This is a genomic window from Vibrio sp. VPAP30 (assembly GCF_001188205.1).
Classification (GTDB): domain Bacteria; phylum Pseudomonadota; class Gammaproteobacteria; order Enterobacterales; family Vibrionaceae; genus Vibrio; species Vibrio bivalvicida.
This window is the reverse complement of sequence record NZ_LBLS01000043.1, coordinates 664,957-686,165: the sequence shown is the minus strand read 5'-3', so window position 1 is coordinate 686,165 and position 21,209 is coordinate 664,957. Positions and strand designations below refer to the sequence as shown.

Below are 21,209 nucleotides of genomic sequence, written 5' to 3'. Positions count from 1 at the left end.
AGTTACTCCATGTTAAGAGCGCTCTATTTAGTCATTATTGTCGTTTGTATAGTGCCTACCCTACCAGGCTTGCTTGGTGTGTTGGTCTCTGCGCTCGGGTACATCCCCCCGATTGGCTTAAATCAGTTTTCCATTGATGGCTTTTCTGCTGTTTTTGAATGGGCTGGTGTTTGGCAGTCAATCGGGTTAACGGTATATAGCGCGATTTTGAGTAGCTACCTAGCCTGTTTGATCACTTTTGCCATTTTGCAATCTGCATGGAGGACTGCATTTTGGCGTAAGGTTGAGTTGAGCTTATCTCCGCTACTCGCGATGCCTCACGTTGCATTTGCTATTGGTTTTGCTTTCTTGTTTGCGCCGACGGGAATGGGCGCGCGTATCCTATATGATATGTTTGGTTACAACCCTAACGGACAAACGGTCGATGACTTGGCGCTATTAGTCAAAGACCCTTATGCAATGGGCTTAATTGTAATGTTGGCCATCAAAGAAGTTCCCTTCTTACTTCTGATGAGTATCCCCATTCTTCAGCAGTTAAATGTTGAACAGACTGAAAAAGTCAGTCACGCCATGGGCTATAGCTCGGCTCAAACTTGGTGGAAATGTCTTTTCCCTCAATGGTTTGCTAAGCTGCGCTTCCCTATGCTCGCGGTTATGGCTTACAGCTTATCTGTGGTTGACGTTGCCTTAATTGTTGGCCCTACCAATCCGCCAACATTTGCTGTATTGGTCTGGCAATGGTTCAATGACCCAGACTTATCACTGCTTCCTCGCGCAGCAGCTGGTGCCGTCGTTTTATTCACAATAGCCACATTACTGATTGTTTTTGCTCGCTTGGTCGAATGGACAGTCACCAAAGGTTTTAAGGCTTGGCAATATTCGGGTAGAAAGGGAGTCAATTTACCGGGAAAAAGCCTTTTCTCTGTAGTCGCAGGATTAACCTTAGCGATAATTCCGCTATTGATTATTTGGAGTTTCGCTCAACGCTGGCGGTTCCCAGATCTCCTGCCATCCAAGTTTAGCCTTCGATTTTGGCAATATGAATGGCAAGGTATTTTAGCCACTCTAGAACAGAGTCTAGTCATCGCGCTTGTCTGTGCGACTGTGAGTTTGGTGTTAGCGTTGATCGCTCATGAATATCGTCTACGTTACCGTTGGCAGGTACCGGGGTATATCATCGCAATCCCTATGCTCATCCCACAATTGTCAGTTCTGTTTGGTGTGCAAATCGTGACTTTGTACTTAAACAGCGAAGCGTATTTGTTTTGGGTATGCTGGGCTCACGTTTTTTTCGCTTTCCCATTCGTCTATCTATCACTTGATGGACCATGGCGCAGCTTTGACGACGGGCTTACGCGCGTTGCCCTTAGCTTAGGTAAGTCTCCGTTACAGGCTTGGATGAAAGTTAAACTGCCATTGCTATTACCTGCCATCGCGTTTGCTTGGGCTATAGGCATTAGTGTGAGTCTCGCTCAATACCTTCCGACTCTCGTGTTGGGAGCGGGACGTATCAGCACAATCACTACTGAAGCTGTCGCTTTATCCAGCGGCTTTGATCGTCGCGTCACTGCCATTTATGCTATTTGGCAAGCGATCTTACCACTGCTGTTTTTCTCATTTGCGATTCTACTTAGCCGACTACACGTTAAGTATCGCCGACTGACTATTAAAGGTTTACTACCAAATGAGTCTTTGTCTCGAAAACCTCGCCATCCGTAAAACGAATGGTGACCCCCTTTTCTCTGATTTCAACCTGACCGTCGAGCCAGGAGAAATTGTCACTTTGATGGGCCCAAGTGGCTGTGGTAAATCAACCTTGCTTGATGCGATTGCTGGTCACTTGTCATCAGAATTTGATTACTCAGGCTCTATCACATTGAGCGAGCAACGCCTTGATAGACTGCCCGCACACAAACGTCAAGTTGGTATTCTATTTCAAGATGATTTGCTCTTTCCGCATCTAACTGTGGGGGAAAACCTTGCGTTTGCATTGCCCGACTCGATGAAAGGAGCACAAAGAAAATCAAGAGCGATGCAAGCATTAAAAAACATCTCACTATCAAAACTCGCAGAGTCCTATCCAGACCAGATCTCTGGCGGTCAACGCGCTCGTATTGCCTTAACACGCATGCTACTAGCGAAACCCAAAGTCGCTTTATTAGATGAGCCTTACAGCAAGCTAGATAAGGAACTGAGAGAGCAATTCCGCGCTTGGGTTGTCGAGCAATTAAAACAGGCCAATATTCCAGCATTGATGGTCACTCATGATGACGAAGACATTCCATCAGATAGCCGCTGTATAACTTGGCCGTGGGAGACAAAACATGCTTGATCGTTTCAGTATCAAAGTTATTCGTTGGCCTTTAGCTCAGTCTGCCAAGCTATTTGATAAGCTAGGGGTCACTGCCAACCAGACAACACTGTTTGGCTTTGCCTTAGGCTGCCTTGCCTTTCCCGCTTTGATCGTAGAGCAATACACCTTAGCGCTGGCTTTTATAGTTCTCAATCGGATATGCGATGGCCTTGATGGCGCATTGGCACGTGTTCAAGGTATTTCGGATGCGGGGGGCTTTCTCGATATCAGCTTAGATTTTCTATTTTACTCGCTGATCCCATTTGGTTTTGTGCTCGCTAATCCAGAGCAAAATGCCATTGCCGGGGCATTTCTGATTTTTTCTTTTATCGGAACGGGAACGAGTTTTTTAGCTTTTGCTGTAATGGCAGGAAAACGCGGCATCGACAACCCTGTCTATAAAAATAAGTCACTCTATTACATGAGTGGACTCACCGAAGGAACAGAGACAATTGGCTGCTTTATTTTGTTCTGCTTATTTCCACAACATTTTGCCTTGATTGCATTCGTCTTTGGTGCCGCATGCTGGTTTACAACCTTTACCCGTATCTATTCAGGCTTTCAGACATTAAATGAGGCGCCTTAGCGCCTCATTTACTACCTATAAAGTGACTTCGACACGGCGATTTTTTTCACGCCCTTGTGAAGTGCCATTACTCGCCTTAGGCTTTGTTTCGCCTTTCGAATCAATCTGAGTATTATCTAGCCCTTGCTCTTTTAAATAAGCGTCTACGCTGCCTGCACGCTTTAGACCCAACTGAAAGTTATACTCCTGTGGTCCTGTACTATCAGTATGTCCGGTCAAAACAAACTCATTGTTTGATGACCCTGCGATTTGAATAATACGATCAAGGACTTTCTTCGACACCGGCGTTAGGTTCGCGCGGTCAAAGTCAAAATAAACACTCGCTAACACATCCCCAGACTGACCTGAAACAAACTGGCCATTATTTACTAGATACTCGGCACAATCTCGCTCTAGCTCAAACTGACTAGCGAAGCGGTCGACAAAATGGCTAGTATCTAGGTCTGTTGCTTCAGTTTGCACCTGATACATAATTCCTGCATTAGGAATAACAGAAACAGGCGTACCAGACTCAACCTGAATATAAGTCGCGCCCGACTGAGTTCCACATACTTGCTCAAAGACAATATTGGCGTCATTGGCTAATACTGTAGAACTCCCAACTAGAGCCGAAACAATAAAGAGCTTGTTGAATTTAAAAATCATTTTAAGTGTCCGATTTCTTCTGAAATTAGGTTGAGGATGATGTCTAAGAGTTCATCAGGATTAGCAGCATCGTAGACATTTTCTTCACCAACACATTGAGTTAAGGGGTTTTTTCCAACGTTATAGCCAAATCCGATTAAAGCAATTTGGAATGTCACAGGTCGATTATCAGAAGTTTTGCGGCTATTTAACTCTGCACGTATATCTTCACAAAGGCCCTGCTTAATGAGTGCTTTGGTTGGGACTGGTTCACGACGACTCATAGGGCCATGATTGCCGTTTTTATCATCGCCATCAGATAAAATAACCATAAGCTGACGCGGGTTAGGATCTGATAACTGGTCAAAATACTGTGCTGACTTGATAATCCCTTGGTAAGAAGCGGTTGCACCGCCCGGACGAAACTTTTTCATCTCGGATCTTAGTTGATCGAACTTATCGACAAATGAGACATTCTTATAGCTCATCCCAAAATTTCTATACAATTCGTGAGCACACACCATATCTTTGTCAGATGCTCGGCTATCACGCCAACGCTGTACCGTTTTGTACGCATCGAGTTTGTAATTTCGGCCTCGCTTTTTATAGTAGAGTTCATCAACATAAGGAAGTGGACTCTTACTTCTCCACCCACAAGACAAGTTATTCTTGGGCCGCGCAGTAAACTCGGCATAAGGTACCAGTGAAACCTTGTTATTGATTTCTTGTATTCCTTGGTATGTTTCAAGTTCATCAAGCACATCATTAATGATATCTCTTACACGTATATACTTAGGTTTACCCTTCCATGATTCGCGCATGGACCCCGAATAGTCCATCACAAATGAAATATCAATGCTGTCACCTTGGTACTTACGCGCTGTAGCAGCGTGCGCCACATCATAGCTGTCACCAAAACCGACAAACTCCTGTGTGGGTAACCAAGCATCTTGGTTAATGGACACTTCTAACGAATACTGTGAGTATCGGTTGGCGCCATCACAGTCGAGGTTGTTGGAAACATGACATTCACTTCTCCCTATCTTGGTAATGGAGATATCCGAATCAGGGATATACGCGCTAATATAGTCTTTAGCTAAACTTTTGTTTTCACTTGTGTTTGGGCTATTCTTAGCAGCCAGAGCCAACGCTGCTGCTTCAGTTGCATCGCCTAAACGAGCTTTGGTTTGCAGTGCACGTGAACCATCAATGGCGAGTGTGAAAAATCCCCACATCCCTGGAATGATCAAAGCAAATAATAACGCAGCGTGCCCGCTTTGTTTTGTTCTAGAACTGCGCATGATTACCGCCCCATCATCAAAGAGGATGATTGTATGGTGGTAAATTCTTCGTCAAACAAAGGTCCCGCCCAATTGTCGGTTTCATAACATAATGTCACCCGGTATAAGGTTGCTCGACGTCCCCATGAGGTCACCATTGAGAGCCCTTCTTGCTGAGAGATAGTTTGTCCAAGTGAGCATCCCTTTCCTTTCGAAATTAGAGTCACAGAAGGCTTACCGTTGAGGTCAAATTTAAGCAACTCAAACTCTCCACCAACGTTGTTTGCCTGATAATTGCCCGTGGTTCTTTGCATAGAACCTGTAGCAATCTGGTAGATATCAGTGACCATCTTGTTATCGATATCGAAATTGTCTTTGCCATAGAATTGAGTACGCTCTTTGATCACATTGACCAAGGAATAAGAAAGCCGATCTAACTTGCCTTGCACCGAGAGCTTAACGATGATATCAGCGGTAAAGATCAATATGGTGGAGAACACAACCCCCAGCAATGCAAACTCAATAGAGAACACCCCACGCTGGCTAGATTTTGAATTGATCACGCTCGAACTCCTGAATTACAACAACTTCTCTTGTCAGGCTACTGCTCCCCCGCATAAAAATAGCGAGCATTGGCGTGTAGTCATAATTGACTCTGTATATCGCAAGCGCGCTATCTGTCGGGTTTCCGCACTCCACTTCGCTGTGATTTTCATTCTGGGTACATGTGTCATCGTTCGATCCACCATAGCGACCTAGCTCTTCAATCGAAGCAAAGTAATGTACTGTAAGTCTGTACTTGTCAGGGTCAATGATATTGCCTAACACACCCGCCTGCTCACGAATGATTCGTTTGAACTCCGTCATAAACTGCGTTTGCTGTGAGCTACGGCTCGCCATCGTATTTGTCGTCTTGGCACGACGTGAAGCTTCCGCTATCGCGAGATCATTAGCAGAAGAAACATAGGCCAGATAGCCCATTTCAGCCCAAAGCATAATCATTAAGAAAAAAGCCATAAAGCCGAGTCCAAATTCGATAGAGGCAACGCCATGTTGTTTACGTCGATTTATCATGGCTTAAGACTCAAAGTACGCGCTGTTAAAACCGTCAGCACGGATTGAACTAATGATTTTCTGCGCCTGTTCACGCTCATATTTGTCTTCGAGCAACTGTTGAGCTTGCTCAATATCACCTAATTTCACCAACACAATGACCAAGTTAGCCTCAGTTTTGCTATCTTTTGGATTAGACTGATAAGCAGAAAGTAGTAAGTTGTAACTGCGTTTATATTGACCCTGAACTAAATACAAGGTCGCGAGATTATTTTTAACCACATCATCGACATAAAACAGCCTTCTCGCGTCAACGAAGTGTCGTTCCGCCACCTCAAGTTTCCCTTCCACCGCGGCTAATACTCCCGCAAGGTTGTGAGCTTCACCACTCTTTGGGTTTAGCGACAGAGCCGTCGAAACATTCTCCACTGACTGTTCGATATTGCCTAAATGGAAATGCGCTTTAGCCAATATAAGATAAACATCAAATCCTTTTGATTTTTCGGTAAGTTGACTGATAACAAAAATGGCAGACTCATGGTCTTCCGTATCCAAATATGTACGAGCTAGTTTTATACGGGTTTCAATACTTTCACGTTCGCGTAGCGCTTGCTTATAAAATTCAATCAGCTTTTCCTGATTGTTTGCCTCGATATACATCTGCTCTTTATTAGCATTAATCACCGAATTAGGGCTAGAGGGCTGGATGGTCGCACAACCGCTCAACAATAAAGTAGCTAACAGCATCAATTTATACATGGTCCATAAACCTCATTACGGCAGGTGCTAAGATGATCACCACAATCGGCATCATGATAAAAACAATCAGCGGCAGAGACATTTTTGCGGCGAGCTTACCGATACGCTCTTCAGCTGCGAGCATATTGACGTCACGGATGTCAGATGCAAGTGTGGTTAACACTTGATAAATAGACGAGCCATATTGCAGGCTTTGCTTTAATGTCATGACAAAGCTGCGAATTTCTGATGTCGGTAATTTTTCATACAGCTCGTCTAGCGCCCTTTCAAGGCTGACAATTTGTGCGCGGTCATCCAATTTAGCGAGCAACGAGGCAAGCTCTTTATCAAATGCTCTTAGTTCTAGAGATAGATATTTAATGGTCGCCTCGAGCGTCATTCCGGTTTGAACACAAATTGCCATCAGATCGAGTAAATAGGGTAACTGTCCAGAAATACGTTGTTGGCGCGCCCTCTTTCTTGCCGCGAGTAACGAGTCAGGAAAAATAATACAGGTGACGAACCAAACAGCCATTGCCGCGACCATTTTCGACGATGCTATTGAATACATATTGGCTAACAAGTAGATAAGAACAATACCTAGAACTGATACGCCATACTTAAAGTGCATGTAGTACTTAGCAAAATTTTGATTGTGTAGACCTGCCTCCTCTAATTTCTCCTTAATCTCACCTTCCTGTGAAGAAAATGAAGAAGTTAGCTTTTCAAGTGCCTGCACTAGGTGGCTATCCGTATCGGTTTGCTTTTCTTGGTCGTCACCAATCAAGGCATAGATTTTTAACATCTTCCGTCGCTTAGCCGTACTCCATACCTGATAGCTGACAATCGCGATACCTAGAGTGATAAGGATAAGAGTTACAAAGATGAGCAAATGAGCTGACATTATCTTTGGGCTCCTCTCATCAAACTCCAAATGATAAACAGCCCAATAAACTCACTGCTAATCAAGTAATACAGAATAGGTTTACCTTCAGGATCAAATAGCAAAAATTCGAAATTATCAGGGCTGACAAACTGCAACATTAACAACACAGAAAAAGGGATAACCGCGACAATCTTTGCCGACATGCGTGCTTCCGCGGTCAGGGCATACTTTTTTTTCTCTATCGCCCGAGCATCGAACATCAATCGGTTTAAACGTGCAATGACATCTTTCAATTGCCCTCCACGCTGCATATTGGCGCGCAACGTGATAACGAAAAAATAGAAAGAAGGATAAGGAAAGCGATCGCAAGATTTACGAAACACGTTGTCCGGTGTTTCGCCGAGCTGAAGCCTTTCTCCCATGTGCTTAAACTCACTACCAACTTCACCTTGTAGCGTTCGACCTACATAGATGATGGCATGCATAATACTTTCACCTGAGCTCACCGCACTCGATAGCATGTTCAGTGCGTCAGGAAAGGCACTTTCAAACGCTTGACGCTGACGCTTTTGCAACCATAAATACCCAAGCATCCAACCGAGAACCAAGACACTTGAAGCAACTGAGACCAAGTTTGCCTGCAAATACTTGTTATTCAGTATCATAGCAACGGTGACTAAAACAAGGCTGTACACAAGCAGTTTCACCTCTGGCATTTTGCCTAACTGACGTTTCACGTTTTTGCTTCGTGCTTTTAGTTTGTCGACAAAAGTTTTGTCAGAAAGCGCTTTAAGGTCAACGGCTTGCTGAGCCTCATCAATAGAGCAAGCCCTTAAAGAGCGGTTTGCTTCTTCCAAGTAGTCGTTTTTTTGTTCGCTATTTGTTGGCCAAAACACCACTAGCAAAGCCACACCACCTAGAATTAAGGCTAACCAGTAAATCATACAGGGGCACCAACATTAAAAGCATCCGTTAGCTGTTGTTCCAACCCAAAGTACTTGGCTTTTTCGACTAAAACTGAACGTTGCATAAGGCCAGCGGTAACAAACTTACCGTGAATTTTTCCGTCTTCGTTCGCCACTGACGCAGGTTGAAAGCGGAATAGTTCTTCAAGTACAACATTCGAACCTTCAATCCCAACTACTTCAGTGATGCTCATCACTTTACGGCTACCGTCGTGCAAGCGACTAATTTGCACCACAAGATCGACTGCGCTCACAATTGCTCTGCGAACCGCCTCTAATGGCAAACTGTTGGTCGCCATCATTACCATGGATTCTACCCTTGCCAGCGCATCTCGTGGAGTGTTGGCATGCAGAGTAGACATAGAACCATCGTGCCCTGTATTCATTGCTTGAAGCATTTCAAACGCTTCTGCACCACGACATTCACCAACAATGATTCGATCAGGACGCATACGCAGTGAGTTAATCACCAAGTCACGCTGACTAATCGCACCAGAACCTTCAATACCAGCCATTCGAGTTTCCAATCGTACTACATGAGGCTGCAACAGTTTCAGTTCCGCAGCATCTTCGATAGTGACAATTCGCTCTTTTTCCGAGACATATTGTGACAACGCATTAAGCATAGTTGTCTTACCGGAACCTGTACCGCCAGAGATGAGGATGTTGAGCCTACAACGTGCTGCAATCATTAAAATACGCGCCATCTCAGTGCTCATGGCACCAAACTCGACCAGTTCAGAAAGCTCTATTGTTTGTTTCTTAAACTTACGAATAGAGATGGAAGTACCGTCGATTGCTATGGGGGGAATAACGATATTAACGCGGCTTCCATCAGGTAAACGAGCATCACAAGTTGGCGAAGATTCATCAACACGTCTACCAACTCGGCTAGCAATACGTTTAGCGATTTGCTGTAACTGCCCTTCATCGATAAAGGAAATATTCGCTTGTTCTACCAAACCATGTCGCTCAATAAAGATGTGGTCACAACCATTGATCATGATGTCACTGATCGACTCATCTTCCATTAGAGGTTGCAAAGGCCCAAGTCCGTGCAATTCATCGACAAGCCCTTTGACATATTCACGACGGATAACACTGGCAACCGAAAACCCTAGCTTGTCGATCAACATATCGACAGCGTTAGAAAGCTGAAGCGTCAATGCGTCTTTAGACACACTTTGCACCACTTCTGCATCTAGCGCTTCGAAAATCTGTTTACGAATCTCTATATAAGCTGACTTATTGATGTTAACGTCCATTACTTGCCTCGCTTAAGAATACGACGTAGCCAACTGTTTTTTTCACCTTCATCTGACTGACCAAGCAACATTGCTGTGAGTTTGTGCAGATTTTGACTGACTGGATAATCATGTTTATAGATATGCTTTTGCTCTAAAACTAACTTACTCATTCTCGGCTCGTTCGGCAGTATGATGTCAGGGGCACGCCCTAGAAACGCTTTAATGTTTGCCGCATTTATCGTCGCCGCTTTTTCTTCAATGGTGTAGTTCAAAACAAACAAACAAACAACGCACACTAGAGTCTGCGGCTTCCAAACTCTTCATCGTGCGTTTAGCTTCACGAACACTTGAGACTGTTGGCTCCATCAGTAGAACAATGACGTCACAGGAAGTTGAGATGTAATCGAGGTCTTGTTTAGAATTACTCCCTCGTGATAGATCTTCGAGAATAAAATTGTAGTTACCTGATAATTGCGCCGTTAAAGTGCGGAGGTACTCTTTCAGTTCGAGTTCATTGAGTTCATCTGACTCAAGCGACAATACCGCTAGCATGTTGTCGACCTTTTTCACCATGCTTGCTGCATAGGTAGTATCAACGCTCGATGCTAATGAAGCTCTAGAGACGAGTTTCTTATCAAATCGCTTAAGCCCCAAGAAAATATCTAAGTTACCACCACGAAAATCATGATCGACCACCAGAGCACTCGACTTTTTAATGTCGGATAGCTCGAAGGCTAATTCTGCGGTCAACATGGTGGCACCGACGCCCCCCTTGGTCCCCCAAACACCCACTTTTTTAGCGCTGCGATCTTTACCTAAACCAGAATTTCGTTGACGGTTATTATTAACATTGCGGACAAACTCTATCAGTTCTTGCTTAGTGATAGGCCAGAATACATAGTAAAAACCCATCTCTTTCAAGTTTCGAATTGTAGAGATTGCATCTTCGCTACCTACGACTATTACAGAAGCACTGTTAGGTAAAAGATGACTAATTCGCTCCATGTCCTTTGTGATGTTTTCGCTCAGGTTTAGCTCAACAATCACGATCTCAACGAAAGATTCACGCACATGCTGTTTAATCTTGTCATCACTATTGACGAGCATAGTTGGAACATTGATATTCTCGAAGCGAAAAGCTTCATCAACCAGATCGACACACTCTTGTGTTTGATGGAACAAAACAGAGGTAATGGTCTCTTTTTTAACAGTGTTTTGCAGCGGTTTACTTTGTAGCTTATCTACTAAATCAAACATAAATGTGGGCCTTACTTAGCTAAAGGCTGAGATGAAAGGGTATTTTCTGGATTCACCATCGATTGCCATCGTGCATTTTCCGCAAAACAACCTTCGGCGTTTGTACCAAACTTACCTACCTTACTTGGAGTGCATAATTCAGTGATCACCTTGGTGTAGTGAAATTCAACCGCTACATCTTTGCCACTATCTAACTGTTCTTGGTGAAGGGATATTTGATTTGACTCAACCCCACGCTCAAGCAAACCTTGACGAATTGAGATTACAAACTGTTTACCTAGCCTTGTTGACCATTGCAGATTAATTCCCTTACTCGCAACAATTTGCCAGTTGTGATCGATTAGCTTCTGCACTTCTTGCTTAGCTTTGTCTATACCAGCAGGTTCAAAGGAAGCAGACCATGTATAAGTCATCGGCACAGTGTGAATCGCTTGGCCTTCACGCATCGAAACGTTTTCAGCGCAACCACTCAAAACAAGCAGCATAGATAAGCCGACGGATTGCCAAATAGAGTTAAGATTGACGTTTCTCATAGCTTGAAGCCTCCTGTCGCGTAGATTTCATTTGCCCATTTACTTTGATCTGAATCCGATATGTTTGGCTCAATGTTCAAAAAGCGCTCAAGACTAGTAGTTTTCTGCATCGTAGGCAGTTGGATTGAGCTAGGTTCAACGGGTTGAACAAGATTGACCGTCGCAACAATAACAAGCTCAGTGCGCGTTCTTTCCGTCCCTGAAGAGCGAAATAGCGCACCTAATACAGGAATTTCGCCAATAAATGGGATTTGGCGTAACGACTCCTTGTCTTCGGTACTCAACAGGCCACCTAACACAAAGCTCTTGCCATCAGCGAGCTGAACCGTCGTTCTTGCCCGTCGAGTTTTTAATGCCGGAAGATTGTATGACTCGTTGCGGTATTGGGTATCCAATGAACTCACTTCTGGGATTAGTGAGAGCTTGATATTGTCATCATCCAGCACCTTAGCCATCAAATCTAAGCGAATACCAAACTCTTTGTATTCAACATTAGTGGTCCCATCGACCACAGTCACTACAGGTAGTTCTCCACCTACAAGGAAATTGGCCGTCTCTCCGGACATCACTGACAAGTTTGGCTGCGCTAGAATTTGCCCAACGGTATCGTTACCCATCGCAGTTATCACTGAAATGATATCTGAGGCACTGAAAGAGGTTAGCTTATCAATGAAAACACCTGGGTTTTGACCTTGGCTACCATACTGAACACCAAATTCTTCAAGAAATGAGTGTGACACTTCAGCAATCGATAGCTTTACATTGACCTGCTTTTGGGTGACGACTTCGATCTGGTTGACAACACCAGTGAAGTGGAAACGCTTCATAAACTCCATTTCATAGTCGTCATCATTGATGTTCCATTTAATTGCGTACTCTTTCTTTTCTTTCTCTAACAACTCTCCCACCATTTGATTGATAGCATCTTTGTTTTTTTCATTCGCAACAGTGCCCGTTAAAACCACATTGTCACCAATATGAGTCAGCTTTACGTTCGCATTGGGATACAGCAGTTGAACTTGGCTTTCTAGCTCCGTGAGCGATGTATTAACCGTTACCTTACGTTTAGTTAGGGTTTTTCCACTGATGCCAAATACGGCAAATCCGGTTTCACCCAAGGCTTTGCCAAACAAAGCAACTTTGCGTTTATCAATCACTTGATAGTCAGCCACTTCTGGATTGGAAATAAAGACAGAGTCAATGTCTTCGCCAACCGAGATGATTTCCATCTCGCCTTCAGAGAGGTAGGTGATTCTTTGCGCGTTTGAAAGAGAAGGTACTAAAAACAATAAGGCACAAAGAGAGATAAGTAACTTTTTCATTGAAGCCTCAGTTAATGGTTACGTCGTTAGAGCGATACTCAACGACAGATTTGAAGTTGGATAGCACATCACCAGCATCTGCATGGAGATCTGACTTCTTGTATTCACCAATGGATTTGTGGACTTCCAGTTCAGAGATTCTTTTTGCCACTGTGAGGGTCGCTACTTGCTTACGAGTAAGCTCTAAAATCAGATTTACTTCGGTTGACGCTGGAGCGCTACGCGTTTCACCAATCAACGTCTTGTTTACTTGCAGTACTTTGACACCTGTTAGCACTGGGGTAACAAACATATTGCGCTTACGCGTCGGTTGTGTCTCTGCCGTTTCTATTGAGAATTCCGTTGGCAAAGAGAGAGATAACACATCAATCATGGTCCCGTGGGTGATCACACCACCAACAATGGATTGAGGCCGCACTTTTATTGCATAAGGAACACGGTTTTTGGCGATCACCAAATCAACATAGCCCTCTTGATCTGGCGCAACCAAGTGCTCTTGAAAAATCAACTCGCCAACATTCAAGTCTGCCGCGTAGACCAAACCGTTTGAAAAATTGATCAACATATCTTCAGCAACACCTAACACCGTGGCTTTAGACTCGGTTACACGAAGTAATTCCAAATCCGAGCGCTTCACCTGCTGACCTTGACCAACAGAGTTGACCAATCGCCAAGCGGTAATCAACTTGTCTTGTTTCACTTCCGGTTGAAACTCTTGCGTTGGAGTTTTTGATAAACTCCCTGCTAAGCCATACAAACCCAATAAGATTGCTAGCCCTGCAAAAGTTAATAATACTTTTTTATTCACACTGAATTTTCCAAGATAGATGCCAGCACTCCAAATAGCCCGCCTAGGGATATAGCGATCCCATAGGGTATTCCCGTGAATTTACTCTCTGCTACTTTATTTCTAAACAGATAGAAAACACTGGTAATACCGCCGGTAATAGCAACTATAAATAGCGTAATAGGAATGTATGCTGGAATAATTGCAACTGAATAGGCGGCAAATAGCTTACTATCTCCGCCACCAAGCCAACCTAGGTGGCTCATGACTAATCCAATTGACAAAAACAAGATAACGTTGACTATTTGGAAGACTCCACCCAGTTTCAAAACGATAATGGAGCAACTAAGTAGCACTCCTAAACAGAGGAGGTTACTGATTCTTCGGTATCTAATATCTGACCAGATGGATAGAAAAGTGAGGGTAGCCAATAACATTAGCCACCCTGTTAGGCACTGTGTTCCCAAAACGTCGATGACTACTTCGCAACTTTGCCTAGTTCTGTTTTGATGCTAGTAAATATGGTAGTAAGGTGTGTACCAATGTCACCAACGAGTGCAGCAATAACAATTGAGATACCTGCCGCAATAAGGCCGTACTCGATAGCAGTTACGCCGTTCTCATCGCTCTTATAGTTTTCAATGGCTAATTTGGTGTTAACGAATAGTTTAGTAAACATGCTTATTCCTTCTGACTTTAATCTAGAAATTAAAATTAAAAACTTATAACCCAGACAAATTTTGGGGTGCACATTTGTAACTCGAACAATTACACCTGTTCAAAAAACAATTCATAACTAAACTAAACAAACAGTATAAGCCGATCAATAAACTGTATATTTATATAAAAATAAACAAATATGTAAAATTATTACACACAAAATATGAACCACCGAGCATATGAGGCGACATTTCTTGCCTAGTGTCCAGTTTAAATCACATTCACTTATTGAATAGATCTACAAATAAGATGGTTGATAAAACAACAAAACAAAACACGTTCAGTTCTGTTATTTAGAGGCTACGAATAATAAAAAAGCGCCATGAATGGCGCTTTTCGGGGTTAAAATATGCGGCTATTTAAATCGAAGTACTTTAAGCGACGCTTCTGTATCGACGTCTTCAAACTCTGGAGGGTTGTCTAACCGCTCAATGAAGTTGAGCTGCGGCGCTTCTTCCTTCATACCTTCTATTAAGAACTGGCTTGTCACTTGAGGAGAGTTAACACACGCGATTACTTGTCCATCTTGCGCTAACAACTCCGGCAGCTTTCTGAGAATACGCTTGTAATCTTTAGTTAGTGCAAAGCTACCTTTTTGGAATGACGGCGGATCAATCACAATTAAGTCATAACGTCCCATCTTCTTGATTTTTCCCCAAGAGCGGAAAATATCGTAGCCTAAGAACTTAACTTGATTAGTGTTGTGGCTATTCAACTTATGATTTTCTCGCCCTTTCGCCAGTGAAGAGCGCGACATATCGACGTTGACCACTTGATCTGCCCCACCTTCTATCGCAGCAACAGAAAATCCACATGTGTAGGCAAACAGGTTTAGAACATTTTTATGCTTAGCGTTATCTTTTACCCAATCACGCCCATAGCGCATATCCAAAAACAGACCAAAGTTTTGGTTGCGGCCAATATCGAGTTGGTACTTTAAACCTGACTCTTCTACTACAGGGCGGCTATCCAACTCGCCCAGCAAGACTTCCGAAGGAGCCCCCTCTGCGTAACGATATTGAACAACTATTGAACGGCCTTGTTTTTCGTTCCACAACGCACTTTGTGACAGTGTAACCAACCCTTGCTTTAGTTGTTCAATAAAAGACTCTTCAACCGCTTTAAATACACTGACAATCAGCTGCCCTTGAATCCAATCACAGGTTAATTGATCCAACCCTTCAAATCTACGGCCACGGCCATGAAACAGACGGCGAATTTCGTTCGGAGCTGATTCCAATTGAAGTTGCAACTGCTCAAAAAAAACTGGAAGTTGTTGTGTCTGCATTGCTGCAGGAATTACTTGTTGATCTTCGGCCATGATAGCTCCCAAGGTTTTAGCCAAGCCTCAATGCCTTGACTGGTCATTTCATCATTCCACTTCTCTCCGAGTAAGACACTTTTACGCGGATCGCAAACAAATTCGTAGCTTTGGCTATTGAATTCGAAGCGAAGGGCAAACGCATGCAAGTAACCGCGATCTGAGGTATTGCCACTATTGTATATAGGATCGCCGACAATTCCCGAACCTACTGATTTCAGAGCGACGCGAATTTGGTGCGTTTTCCCTGTATGCGGTTTACATAAGAAAAGTCTTTCACCGGGCAAAGCAGTTGCAGAAAAAAACTGGGTCACCGCAGGGTTATGTTGAGTGGTAAGCAGCTTCCAAGATGCTCGACGCGAGCGTTCCATATCTCCCGATACCAACCCTTGCTTCTTTTTTGGTTTTTTACTGCCGATGGCGAGATAGAACTTCTCCACTCGCCGTTCGGCAAACTGGTTTGAAAGAGCTCTGGCTGCCGCCACGTTTCTACCCAGCAACAAAATACCCGAAGTCATTTTGTCTAAGCGGTGAATAAGATAAAGCTGTGAATCTCCAGTCTGTTTGGAAACATCTTGGAGTAGCATAGTATCGCCATCATCTTTATGTACTGACACATTCGGATGTTTATTAATAACGATAAAGTCAGGATGGGTATGTAAAATATCAAACATTAGACAGGCTCCACTTCGGAGGCATGAGTATACCCATTCTCTTTGTGAATACCAGTAGGGTATCATTCATCAAGCGATAAAGAGACTTTGACACAAGATAGACCAGGTATTTCCAGACTTACCTGTACTGCTGCCACTCACTCATGTAGGACTAGCAAAAAAAACCTCCCAAGCGGGAGGTTTGTTTCATTGAAGTCGTGAGTCAGATCTATAGCTTCTTAGAGAAGATTCCTGCCACAGCGATGATACCGATACCTAGCAGCATGATTTCACCCTTGCCGCTATCGAAGCCAGACTTAATGCCCATGAAAGCAACGACTGCGATAGCTACTGGAATAATGTACTTAACTAGGTTGTACCATAGACCAAACAGTGGGAAAGACACTTCACCATCGTTAGTGATCTCTTTTTCAAGCTCTGAGCGTGATAGGCGCCAACCTGCAAAGATACATACCAACATACCACCAACAGCTAGGAAGATCTTATCTGTTAGGAGGTCGAAGATATCAAATGCGCCAGTGCCGAATAGTGTTGGCCCTACACCACCTAGCGACAGAGAGGCGAATACACATAGCGTTGCCATTACTGAGCTTGCGCTGATTACGGCTGTAGATCGCTTCATACCTTTTTCATCAATTAGGTAAGAAACCACAACCTCAAGTAGTGATACAGAAGAAGTAAGTGCCGCTACCGTTAGACCAATGAAGAACATCAGTGCAAACAGAAGACCGATTACGCCACCCATTTCAGCAAATAGCTGAGGTACGACAACAAATACTAGACCAGGGCCAGCCGCTGGCTCCATACCAAATGCAAACATTGCTGGGAACATTGCTACACCTGCTAGGATTGCAACACCAGTGTCCATTGCAGTAACCATACCTGTCGTCTGAACTAGGTTTTCTTTCTTCTTCAAGTAAGAACCGTAAGTCAACATACAGCCCATACCCAAGCTCAGCGAGAAGAACGCCTGACCTAGAGCCGCTAGAACGACGTTACTATCCACTTTAGAGAAATCTGGCATAAACAGGAATTCAAGACCAGCCATAGCGCCAGGGAGCATTAGACCTTTCACTGATACAACAATCAGGATAAGGAATAATAAAGGCATTAGGATCTTACCTGCTTTCTCGATACCGCCAGATACGCCTTTCATCACGATGGCGATGTTTAGCATCAGGTAGATACCCATCCACATCAGTGGTTGAACGGGATCAGAGATGAAACCGCCAAAGCTGTCACCAATTGCTTCTGGTGCACTTAGCAGGCCACCACCAACTTTAAAGATGTATGCCAGTGCCCAACCACCTACCACTGGGTAGAAACCCATGATAAGTAGACCACTCAACACACCCATAACGCCTGTAAACGTCCAACGACGATCTGTCGTTTTAAACGCACCAACAGCGGATAGACCTGTCTTACGACCAATAGCGAATTCAGTTAGCATGACGCTAAAGCCGATAAAAATCACGAAAAGAAGGTAAATTGCAACGAACGCGCCGCCGCCGCTCTCACCTGCCGTGTAAGGAAATTTCCATATGTTGCCCAAACCAACAGCAGAACCTGCTGCGGCCATCACGAAGCCTAATTTAGATCCCCATGTATCACGGGCTTGTGTACTTGTACTAGTAGCCACGGTTACTCCATTAAATCGTTTTTAAGTTGTGTTTGCTTCTGTTAGGCGCCTTAAAAAAGTGGTGTATAATTATTTTTACACTTAATAAAATTATCAGTGACGCTAACGTTATGGCAAGTAAAGCAGTTTAAGATTAAAATTGGAAGCCCATTTAGTTTATTTTTCCACCACAAATGTAATTAATATGTTTAAATGCTGCTTTTTTAGCCTTTAACATCTACTATACACCAGAATTTACATTTCCATAACACAATCATTCTTTTTCTGACTTTTCCTTACTCGTTACATTCTTTGTCTATTTGTCGCTTGTCGTCCCTCTCCCAGAGTTCTAATATTGAATGGCATTGGAATACCTAGGTTACTGAATGGAAAAGTTTTATCACTTTGTTACGCTGGCTGGGATCGTCTTATATTGGATTTTAGTTGCAGGTGTGACAATTCGAGTCGTACTAAAACGACGTGCTGTCAGCGTCTCGCTAGCTTGGCTGATGATCATTTATATCATTCCAATCTTAGGTGTCGCCTGCTATTTCCTATTTGGTGAACTCAATCTTGGTCGCAAAAGAGCCGAACGCGCCAAAGAGATGCTCTCTCCTTTTTCCGAGTGGTTCTCGAAGCTCAACGATTGTCATGCTCACTCACCTGAAAGTTTTGGCCGCCATATCTATCGTATTGATGAGCTATGTAACAACCGGCTTGGTCTACCTGCCCTTTCGGGTAACTCACTTTCTTTACAAAGTTCTCCTGACGATATTTTACATTCCATTATCGAAGACATTGAAAATGCTCAAGCCAGTATTCGTATGGTTTTCTACATTTGGCACCCAGGCGGGTTGGCCGATTCCGTTGCTTCTGCCTTGATTCAAGCAACAAAACGAGGTGTAGATGTTAAAGTTTTGCTCGACTCCGCTGGCAGCCCACGTTTCTTTCGCAGCGAGTGGTTACAGATGATGCGCGGTGCGGGTATCGAAGTCGTTCAAGCACTCGAAGTTAGCCCGTGGCGTATCTTCCTTCGTCGCCTCGACCTGCGCCAACATCGGAAAATCATCGTCATCGACGAAGAGATCGCATATACAGGATCAATGAACTTGGTTGACCCGGCATACTTTAAACGAGACTCTGGCGTCGGTCAGTGGATAGACATGATGGTACGCATCACCGGGCCAACAGTTAATGTATTGTCGGCGATTCACTGCTGGGACTGGGAAGTAGAGACAGGTTCTCGGGTATTCCCATCATTACCCAAGTGCAACATCAATCCAAATGAACCTCAACACCCTGTTCAAGTTGTTCCATCCGGCCCAGGTATGCCAGAACACCTCATTTCTCAGGTATTAACGCTGGCGATCAATCAGGCAAATCACTCAGTTCGTATCACGACACCTTACTTTGTCCCTAGCTCTGATTTACTTGAAACGCTCAAGATGACCGCACAACGTGGCATTAAAGTGGAGTTGATCATCCCACACAAAAATGACTCACTCATGGTTCAGTGGGCATCACGTGCATTTTACAGTGAGCTATTAAGTGCCGGGGTTAACATTTATGAGTTCTATGGCGGATTGCTACATACAAAGTCGGTTGTAATTGACGAGGAGTTCTGTCTCGTCGGCACGGTAAATATGGATATGCGTAGTTTGTGGCTTAACTTTGAGCTTACCCTAGCCATTGATGACATAGCGTTTACCAAAGAGATGTATTGGCTTCAGCAAAGTTATATAGATCAGTCTCACTTAGTTAATATTCAAGACTGGGAAAAACGTACGCTATTCTCTCGCTTTTTAGAACGCGTTTTCTATCTATTTAATCCACTGCTTTAATCCCTTGCTATTCAAGCTACGCCATGGTTTAAATAAGAGAAAGTATTCGATAAGGACTTCCGATGTCAGAAAGTAAACAGACCAGATTGGTCACCGCTGGTCGCGATAAAAAGTGGACTAATGGCGTGGTAAACCCGTCCGTCCAGAGGGCATCTACCGTTGTATTCAACACCGTCGCTGAAAAACATCATGCAACGGTTAACCGTGCAAATAAGACTCTGTTTTACGGTCGCCGCGGTACTACCACCCATTTTGCGTTTCAAGACGCAATGACCGAAATAGAAGGTGGTACAGGTTGCGCTCTGTATCCTTGCGGTACAGCAGCGATCTCTAATGCCATTCTGTCGTTTGTCGAGACAGGCGATCACATTTTGATGGTCGATACCTGTTATGAACCAACACGAGATTTTTGCGACAAGATCCTTAAGAAGATGGGTGTAGAAACAACCTACTACGACCCAACTCTGGGTGAAGGTATTCGCGAACTTATTAAGTCAAATACTAAGGTGCTGTTCCTAGAATCTCCGGGGTCTATCACCATGGAAGTTCAGGATGTGCCAACTCTGTCTAGTATTGCACACGAACACGATATCATCGTGATGCTAGATAACACTTGGGCAGCAGGTGTAAATTTCTCGCCCTTTGAACATGGCGTCGACATTTCTATTCAAGCAGCAACGAAATATATTGTGGGCCACTCAGATGTCATGCTCGGTACTGCAGTTGCCAATGAAAAACACTGGGATCAATTACGCGAACAAAGTTACTTGATGGGCCAATGTGTTTCCCCTGACGACGCCTACTTAGGCTTACGTGGAATTCGCACTCTTGATGTACGTCTGCGTCAACACGCAGAAAACAGCTTAAAAGTCGCGCAGTGGCTTCAAAACAGACCTGAAGTCGATCATGTTCGCCACCCTGCCCTTGAAACTTGTCCTGGTCACGAGTTTTTCACACGCGATTTTACCGGTGGAAATGGCCTATTTTCATTTGTCTTGAAAAGCAGTTACCCAAGAGCAACCACAGCCCTATTAGATGGAATGAAGCATTTTAGTATGGGCTATTCCTGGGGGGGGTTTGAAAGTCTGATTCTTGCCAATGAACCTAAGAGCTTCAATAGTCTGCGTACAGTGGCTAATCCTAACTTTGAGGGAACCCTGATTCGCGTACATATTGGACTTGAAGATGTCGATGACCTGATCGCCGATCTTGAAGCAGGGCTAGAACGATACAACGCACTGATTCTCGAAAAAGAAGCAACGGCCTAATGTCTTCAAAAAAGTTTACTATTTAGCCTCGCTCGCGAGGCTTTTTAATATATTGATATTATTAACAATTTGGTCATTAAGATTTTCTAAGACCTTTCGTTAATTAAAGCTGTTGGTTATTAATTCAACATCACAT

Annotated in this window: 23 protein-coding genes; 5 read left to right on the top strand and 18 right to left on the bottom strand. The window is 43.8% G+C overall.

What is annotated here, in order from left to right; all coding sequences use genetic code 11:
- The first annotated feature begins 9 nt into the window (after positions 1–9).
- The 3 genes from ZX61_RS23310 to ZX61_RS23300 are packed head-to-tail and all read left to right on the top strand — an operon-like array spanning position 10 to position 2,939.
- The gene (locus ZX61_RS23310; RefSeq protein ID WP_049846960.1) at positions 10–1,719 is read left to right on the top strand and encodes an ABC transporter permease; all 1,710 of its coding nucleotides are present in this window, start codon (positions 10–12) and stop codon (positions 1,717–1,719) included.
- A complete protein-coding gene (locus ZX61_RS23305) occupies positions 1,685–2,332 on the top strand; it encodes an ATP-binding cassette domain-containing protein (protein ID WP_049846959.1) in 648 nt (215 codons plus the stop codon). The genes ZX61_RS23310 and ZX61_RS23305 overlap by 35 nt, the downstream gene beginning before the upstream one ends.
- A complete protein-coding gene (locus tag ZX61_RS23300; RefSeq protein WP_049846958.1) occupies positions 2,325–2,939 on the top strand; it encodes a CDP-alcohol phosphatidyltransferase family protein in 615 nt (204 codons plus the stop codon). Before ZX61_RS23305 ends, ZX61_RS23300 begins: the two co-directional genes overlap by 8 nt.
- 15 nt (positions 2,940–2,954) lie before the next feature.
- On the opposite strand, the gene ZX61_RS23295 is transcribed toward ZX61_RS23300, so the two are convergent.
- From ZX61_RS23295 to ZX61_RS23215, 18 genes are all read right to left on the bottom strand, one after another.
- Positions 2,955–3,584 carry an OmpA family protein gene (locus ZX61_RS23295; RefSeq protein ID WP_049846957.1) on the bottom strand — a complete coding sequence of 210 codons (630 nt, stop codon included), beginning with the start codon at positions 3,582–3,584 and terminating at the stop codon, positions 2,955–2,957.
- On the bottom strand, positions 3,581–4,864 hold the full coding sequence (locus ZX61_RS23290) for a TadE/TadG family type IV pilus assembly protein (RefSeq protein WP_049846956.1): 1,284 nt from the start codon (positions 4,862–4,864) through the stop codon (positions 3,581–3,583). The genes ZX61_RS23295 and ZX61_RS23290 overlap by 4 nt, the downstream gene beginning before the upstream one ends.
- 2 nt (positions 4,865–4,866) lie before the next feature.
- Entirely contained in the window at positions 4,867–5,406 is a 540-nt protein-coding gene (gene tadF / locus ZX61_RS23285) for a tight adherence pilus pseudopilin TadF (protein WP_049846955.1), read from the bottom strand.
- Positions 5,387–5,917 (bottom strand): TadE/TadG family type IV pilus assembly protein, encoded by a 531-nt coding sequence (locus tag ZX61_RS23280; RefSeq protein WP_049846954.1) that lies wholly within the window; start codon positions 5,915–5,917, stop codon positions 5,387–5,389. Before ZX61_RS23280 ends, tadF begins: the two co-directional genes overlap by 20 nt.
- Positions 5,918–5,920: 3 nt before the next feature.
- Positions 5,921–6,655, bottom strand: coding sequence for a tetratricopeptide repeat protein (locus ZX61_RS23275; RefSeq protein ID WP_049846953.1), 735 nt, complete (start codon positions 6,653–6,655; stop codon positions 5,921–5,923).
- Complete coding sequence (locus tag ZX61_RS23270) at positions 6,648–7,538, bottom strand: type II secretion system F family protein (protein ID WP_049846952.1); 891 nt, start codon at positions 7,536–7,538, stop codon at positions 6,648–6,650. The genes ZX61_RS23275 and ZX61_RS23270 overlap by 8 nt, the downstream gene beginning before the upstream one ends.
- The gene (locus ZX61_RS23265) at positions 7,538–8,464 is read right to left on the bottom strand and encodes a type II secretion system F family protein (RefSeq protein ID WP_049846951.1); all 927 of its coding nucleotides are present in this window, start codon (positions 8,462–8,464) and stop codon (positions 7,538–7,540) included. The genes ZX61_RS23270 and ZX61_RS23265 overlap by 1 nt, the downstream gene beginning before the upstream one ends.
- On the bottom strand, positions 8,461–9,750 hold the full coding sequence (locus ZX61_RS23260) for a CpaF family protein (RefSeq protein ID WP_049846950.1): 1,290 nt from the start codon (positions 9,748–9,750) through the stop codon (positions 8,461–8,463). The genes ZX61_RS23265 and ZX61_RS23260 overlap by 4 nt, the downstream gene beginning before the upstream one ends.
- Positions 9,750–9,902: a hypothetical protein gene (locus ZX61_RS24625; protein ID WP_235431375.1), complete on the bottom strand. Its 153-nt coding sequence runs from the start codon at positions 9,900–9,902 to the stop codon at positions 9,750–9,752. The genes ZX61_RS23260 and ZX61_RS24625 overlap by 1 nt, the downstream gene beginning before the upstream one ends.
- 85 nt (positions 9,903–9,987) lie before the next feature.
- Positions 9,988–10,989, bottom strand: a complete 1,002-nt coding sequence (locus tag ZX61_RS23255) for an AAA family ATPase (RefSeq protein WP_235431374.1) — start codon at positions 10,987–10,989, stop codon at positions 9,988–9,990.
- Between the two features lie 11 nt (positions 10,990–11,000).
- The gene (locus tag ZX61_RS23250) at positions 11,001–11,522 is read right to left on the bottom strand and encodes a hypothetical protein (RefSeq protein WP_049846949.1); all 522 of its coding nucleotides are present in this window, start codon (positions 11,520–11,522) and stop codon (positions 11,001–11,003) included.
- Complete coding sequence (locus tag ZX61_RS23245) at positions 11,519–12,844, bottom strand: type II and III secretion system protein family protein (RefSeq protein ID WP_049846948.1); 1,326 nt, start codon at positions 12,842–12,844, stop codon at positions 11,519–11,521. The genes ZX61_RS23250 and ZX61_RS23245 overlap by 4 nt, the downstream gene beginning before the upstream one ends.
- A gap of 7 nt (positions 12,845–12,851) precedes the next feature.
- Positions 12,852–13,652 (bottom strand): Flp pilus assembly protein CpaB, encoded by an 801-nt coding sequence (gene cpaB, locus ZX61_RS23240; protein ID WP_049846947.1) that lies wholly within the window; start codon positions 13,650–13,652, stop codon positions 12,852–12,854.
- Entirely contained in the window at positions 13,649–14,068 is a 420-nt protein-coding gene (locus tag ZX61_RS23235) for an A24 family peptidase (RefSeq protein WP_082173540.1), read from the bottom strand. Before ZX61_RS23235 ends, cpaB begins: the two co-directional genes overlap by 4 nt.
- A gap of 41 nt (positions 14,069–14,109) precedes the next feature.
- Positions 14,110–14,310, bottom strand: coding sequence for a Flp family type IVb pilin (locus tag ZX61_RS23230; RefSeq protein WP_049846945.1), 201 nt, complete (start codon positions 14,308–14,310; stop codon positions 14,110–14,112).
- Positions 14,311–14,706: 396 nt separating this feature from the next.
- The gene (locus ZX61_RS23225; RefSeq protein WP_049847010.1) at positions 14,707–15,639 is read right to left on the bottom strand and encodes a class I SAM-dependent methyltransferase; all 933 of its coding nucleotides are present in this window, start codon (positions 15,637–15,639) and stop codon (positions 14,707–14,709) included.
- 11 nt (positions 15,640–15,650) lie between these two features.
- Positions 15,651–16,346, bottom strand: a complete 696-nt coding sequence (locus ZX61_RS23220; protein WP_049846944.1) for a TIGR01621 family pseudouridine synthase — start codon at positions 16,344–16,346, stop codon at positions 15,651–15,653.
- A gap of 208 nt (positions 16,347–16,554) precedes the next feature.
- Positions 16,555–17,985, bottom strand: coding sequence for a sodium-dependent transporter (locus ZX61_RS23215; RefSeq protein WP_049846943.1), 1,431 nt, complete (start codon positions 17,983–17,985; stop codon positions 16,555–16,557).
- A 365-nt stretch (positions 17,986–18,350) separates the two neighbouring features.
- On the opposite strand from ZX61_RS23215, the gene cls reads away from it, so the two are divergent.
- Positions 18,351–19,805, top strand: coding sequence for a cardiolipin synthase (cls, locus tag ZX61_RS23210; protein ID WP_049846942.1), 1,455 nt, complete (start codon positions 18,351–18,353; stop codon positions 19,803–19,805).
- Between the two features lie 62 nt (positions 19,806–19,867).
- Positions 19,868–21,073: a cystathionine beta-lyase gene (locus ZX61_RS23205; protein ID WP_049846941.1), complete on the top strand. Its 1,206-nt coding sequence runs from the start codon at positions 19,868–19,870 to the stop codon at positions 21,071–21,073.
- Positions 21,074–21,209 lie beyond the last annotated feature (136 nt).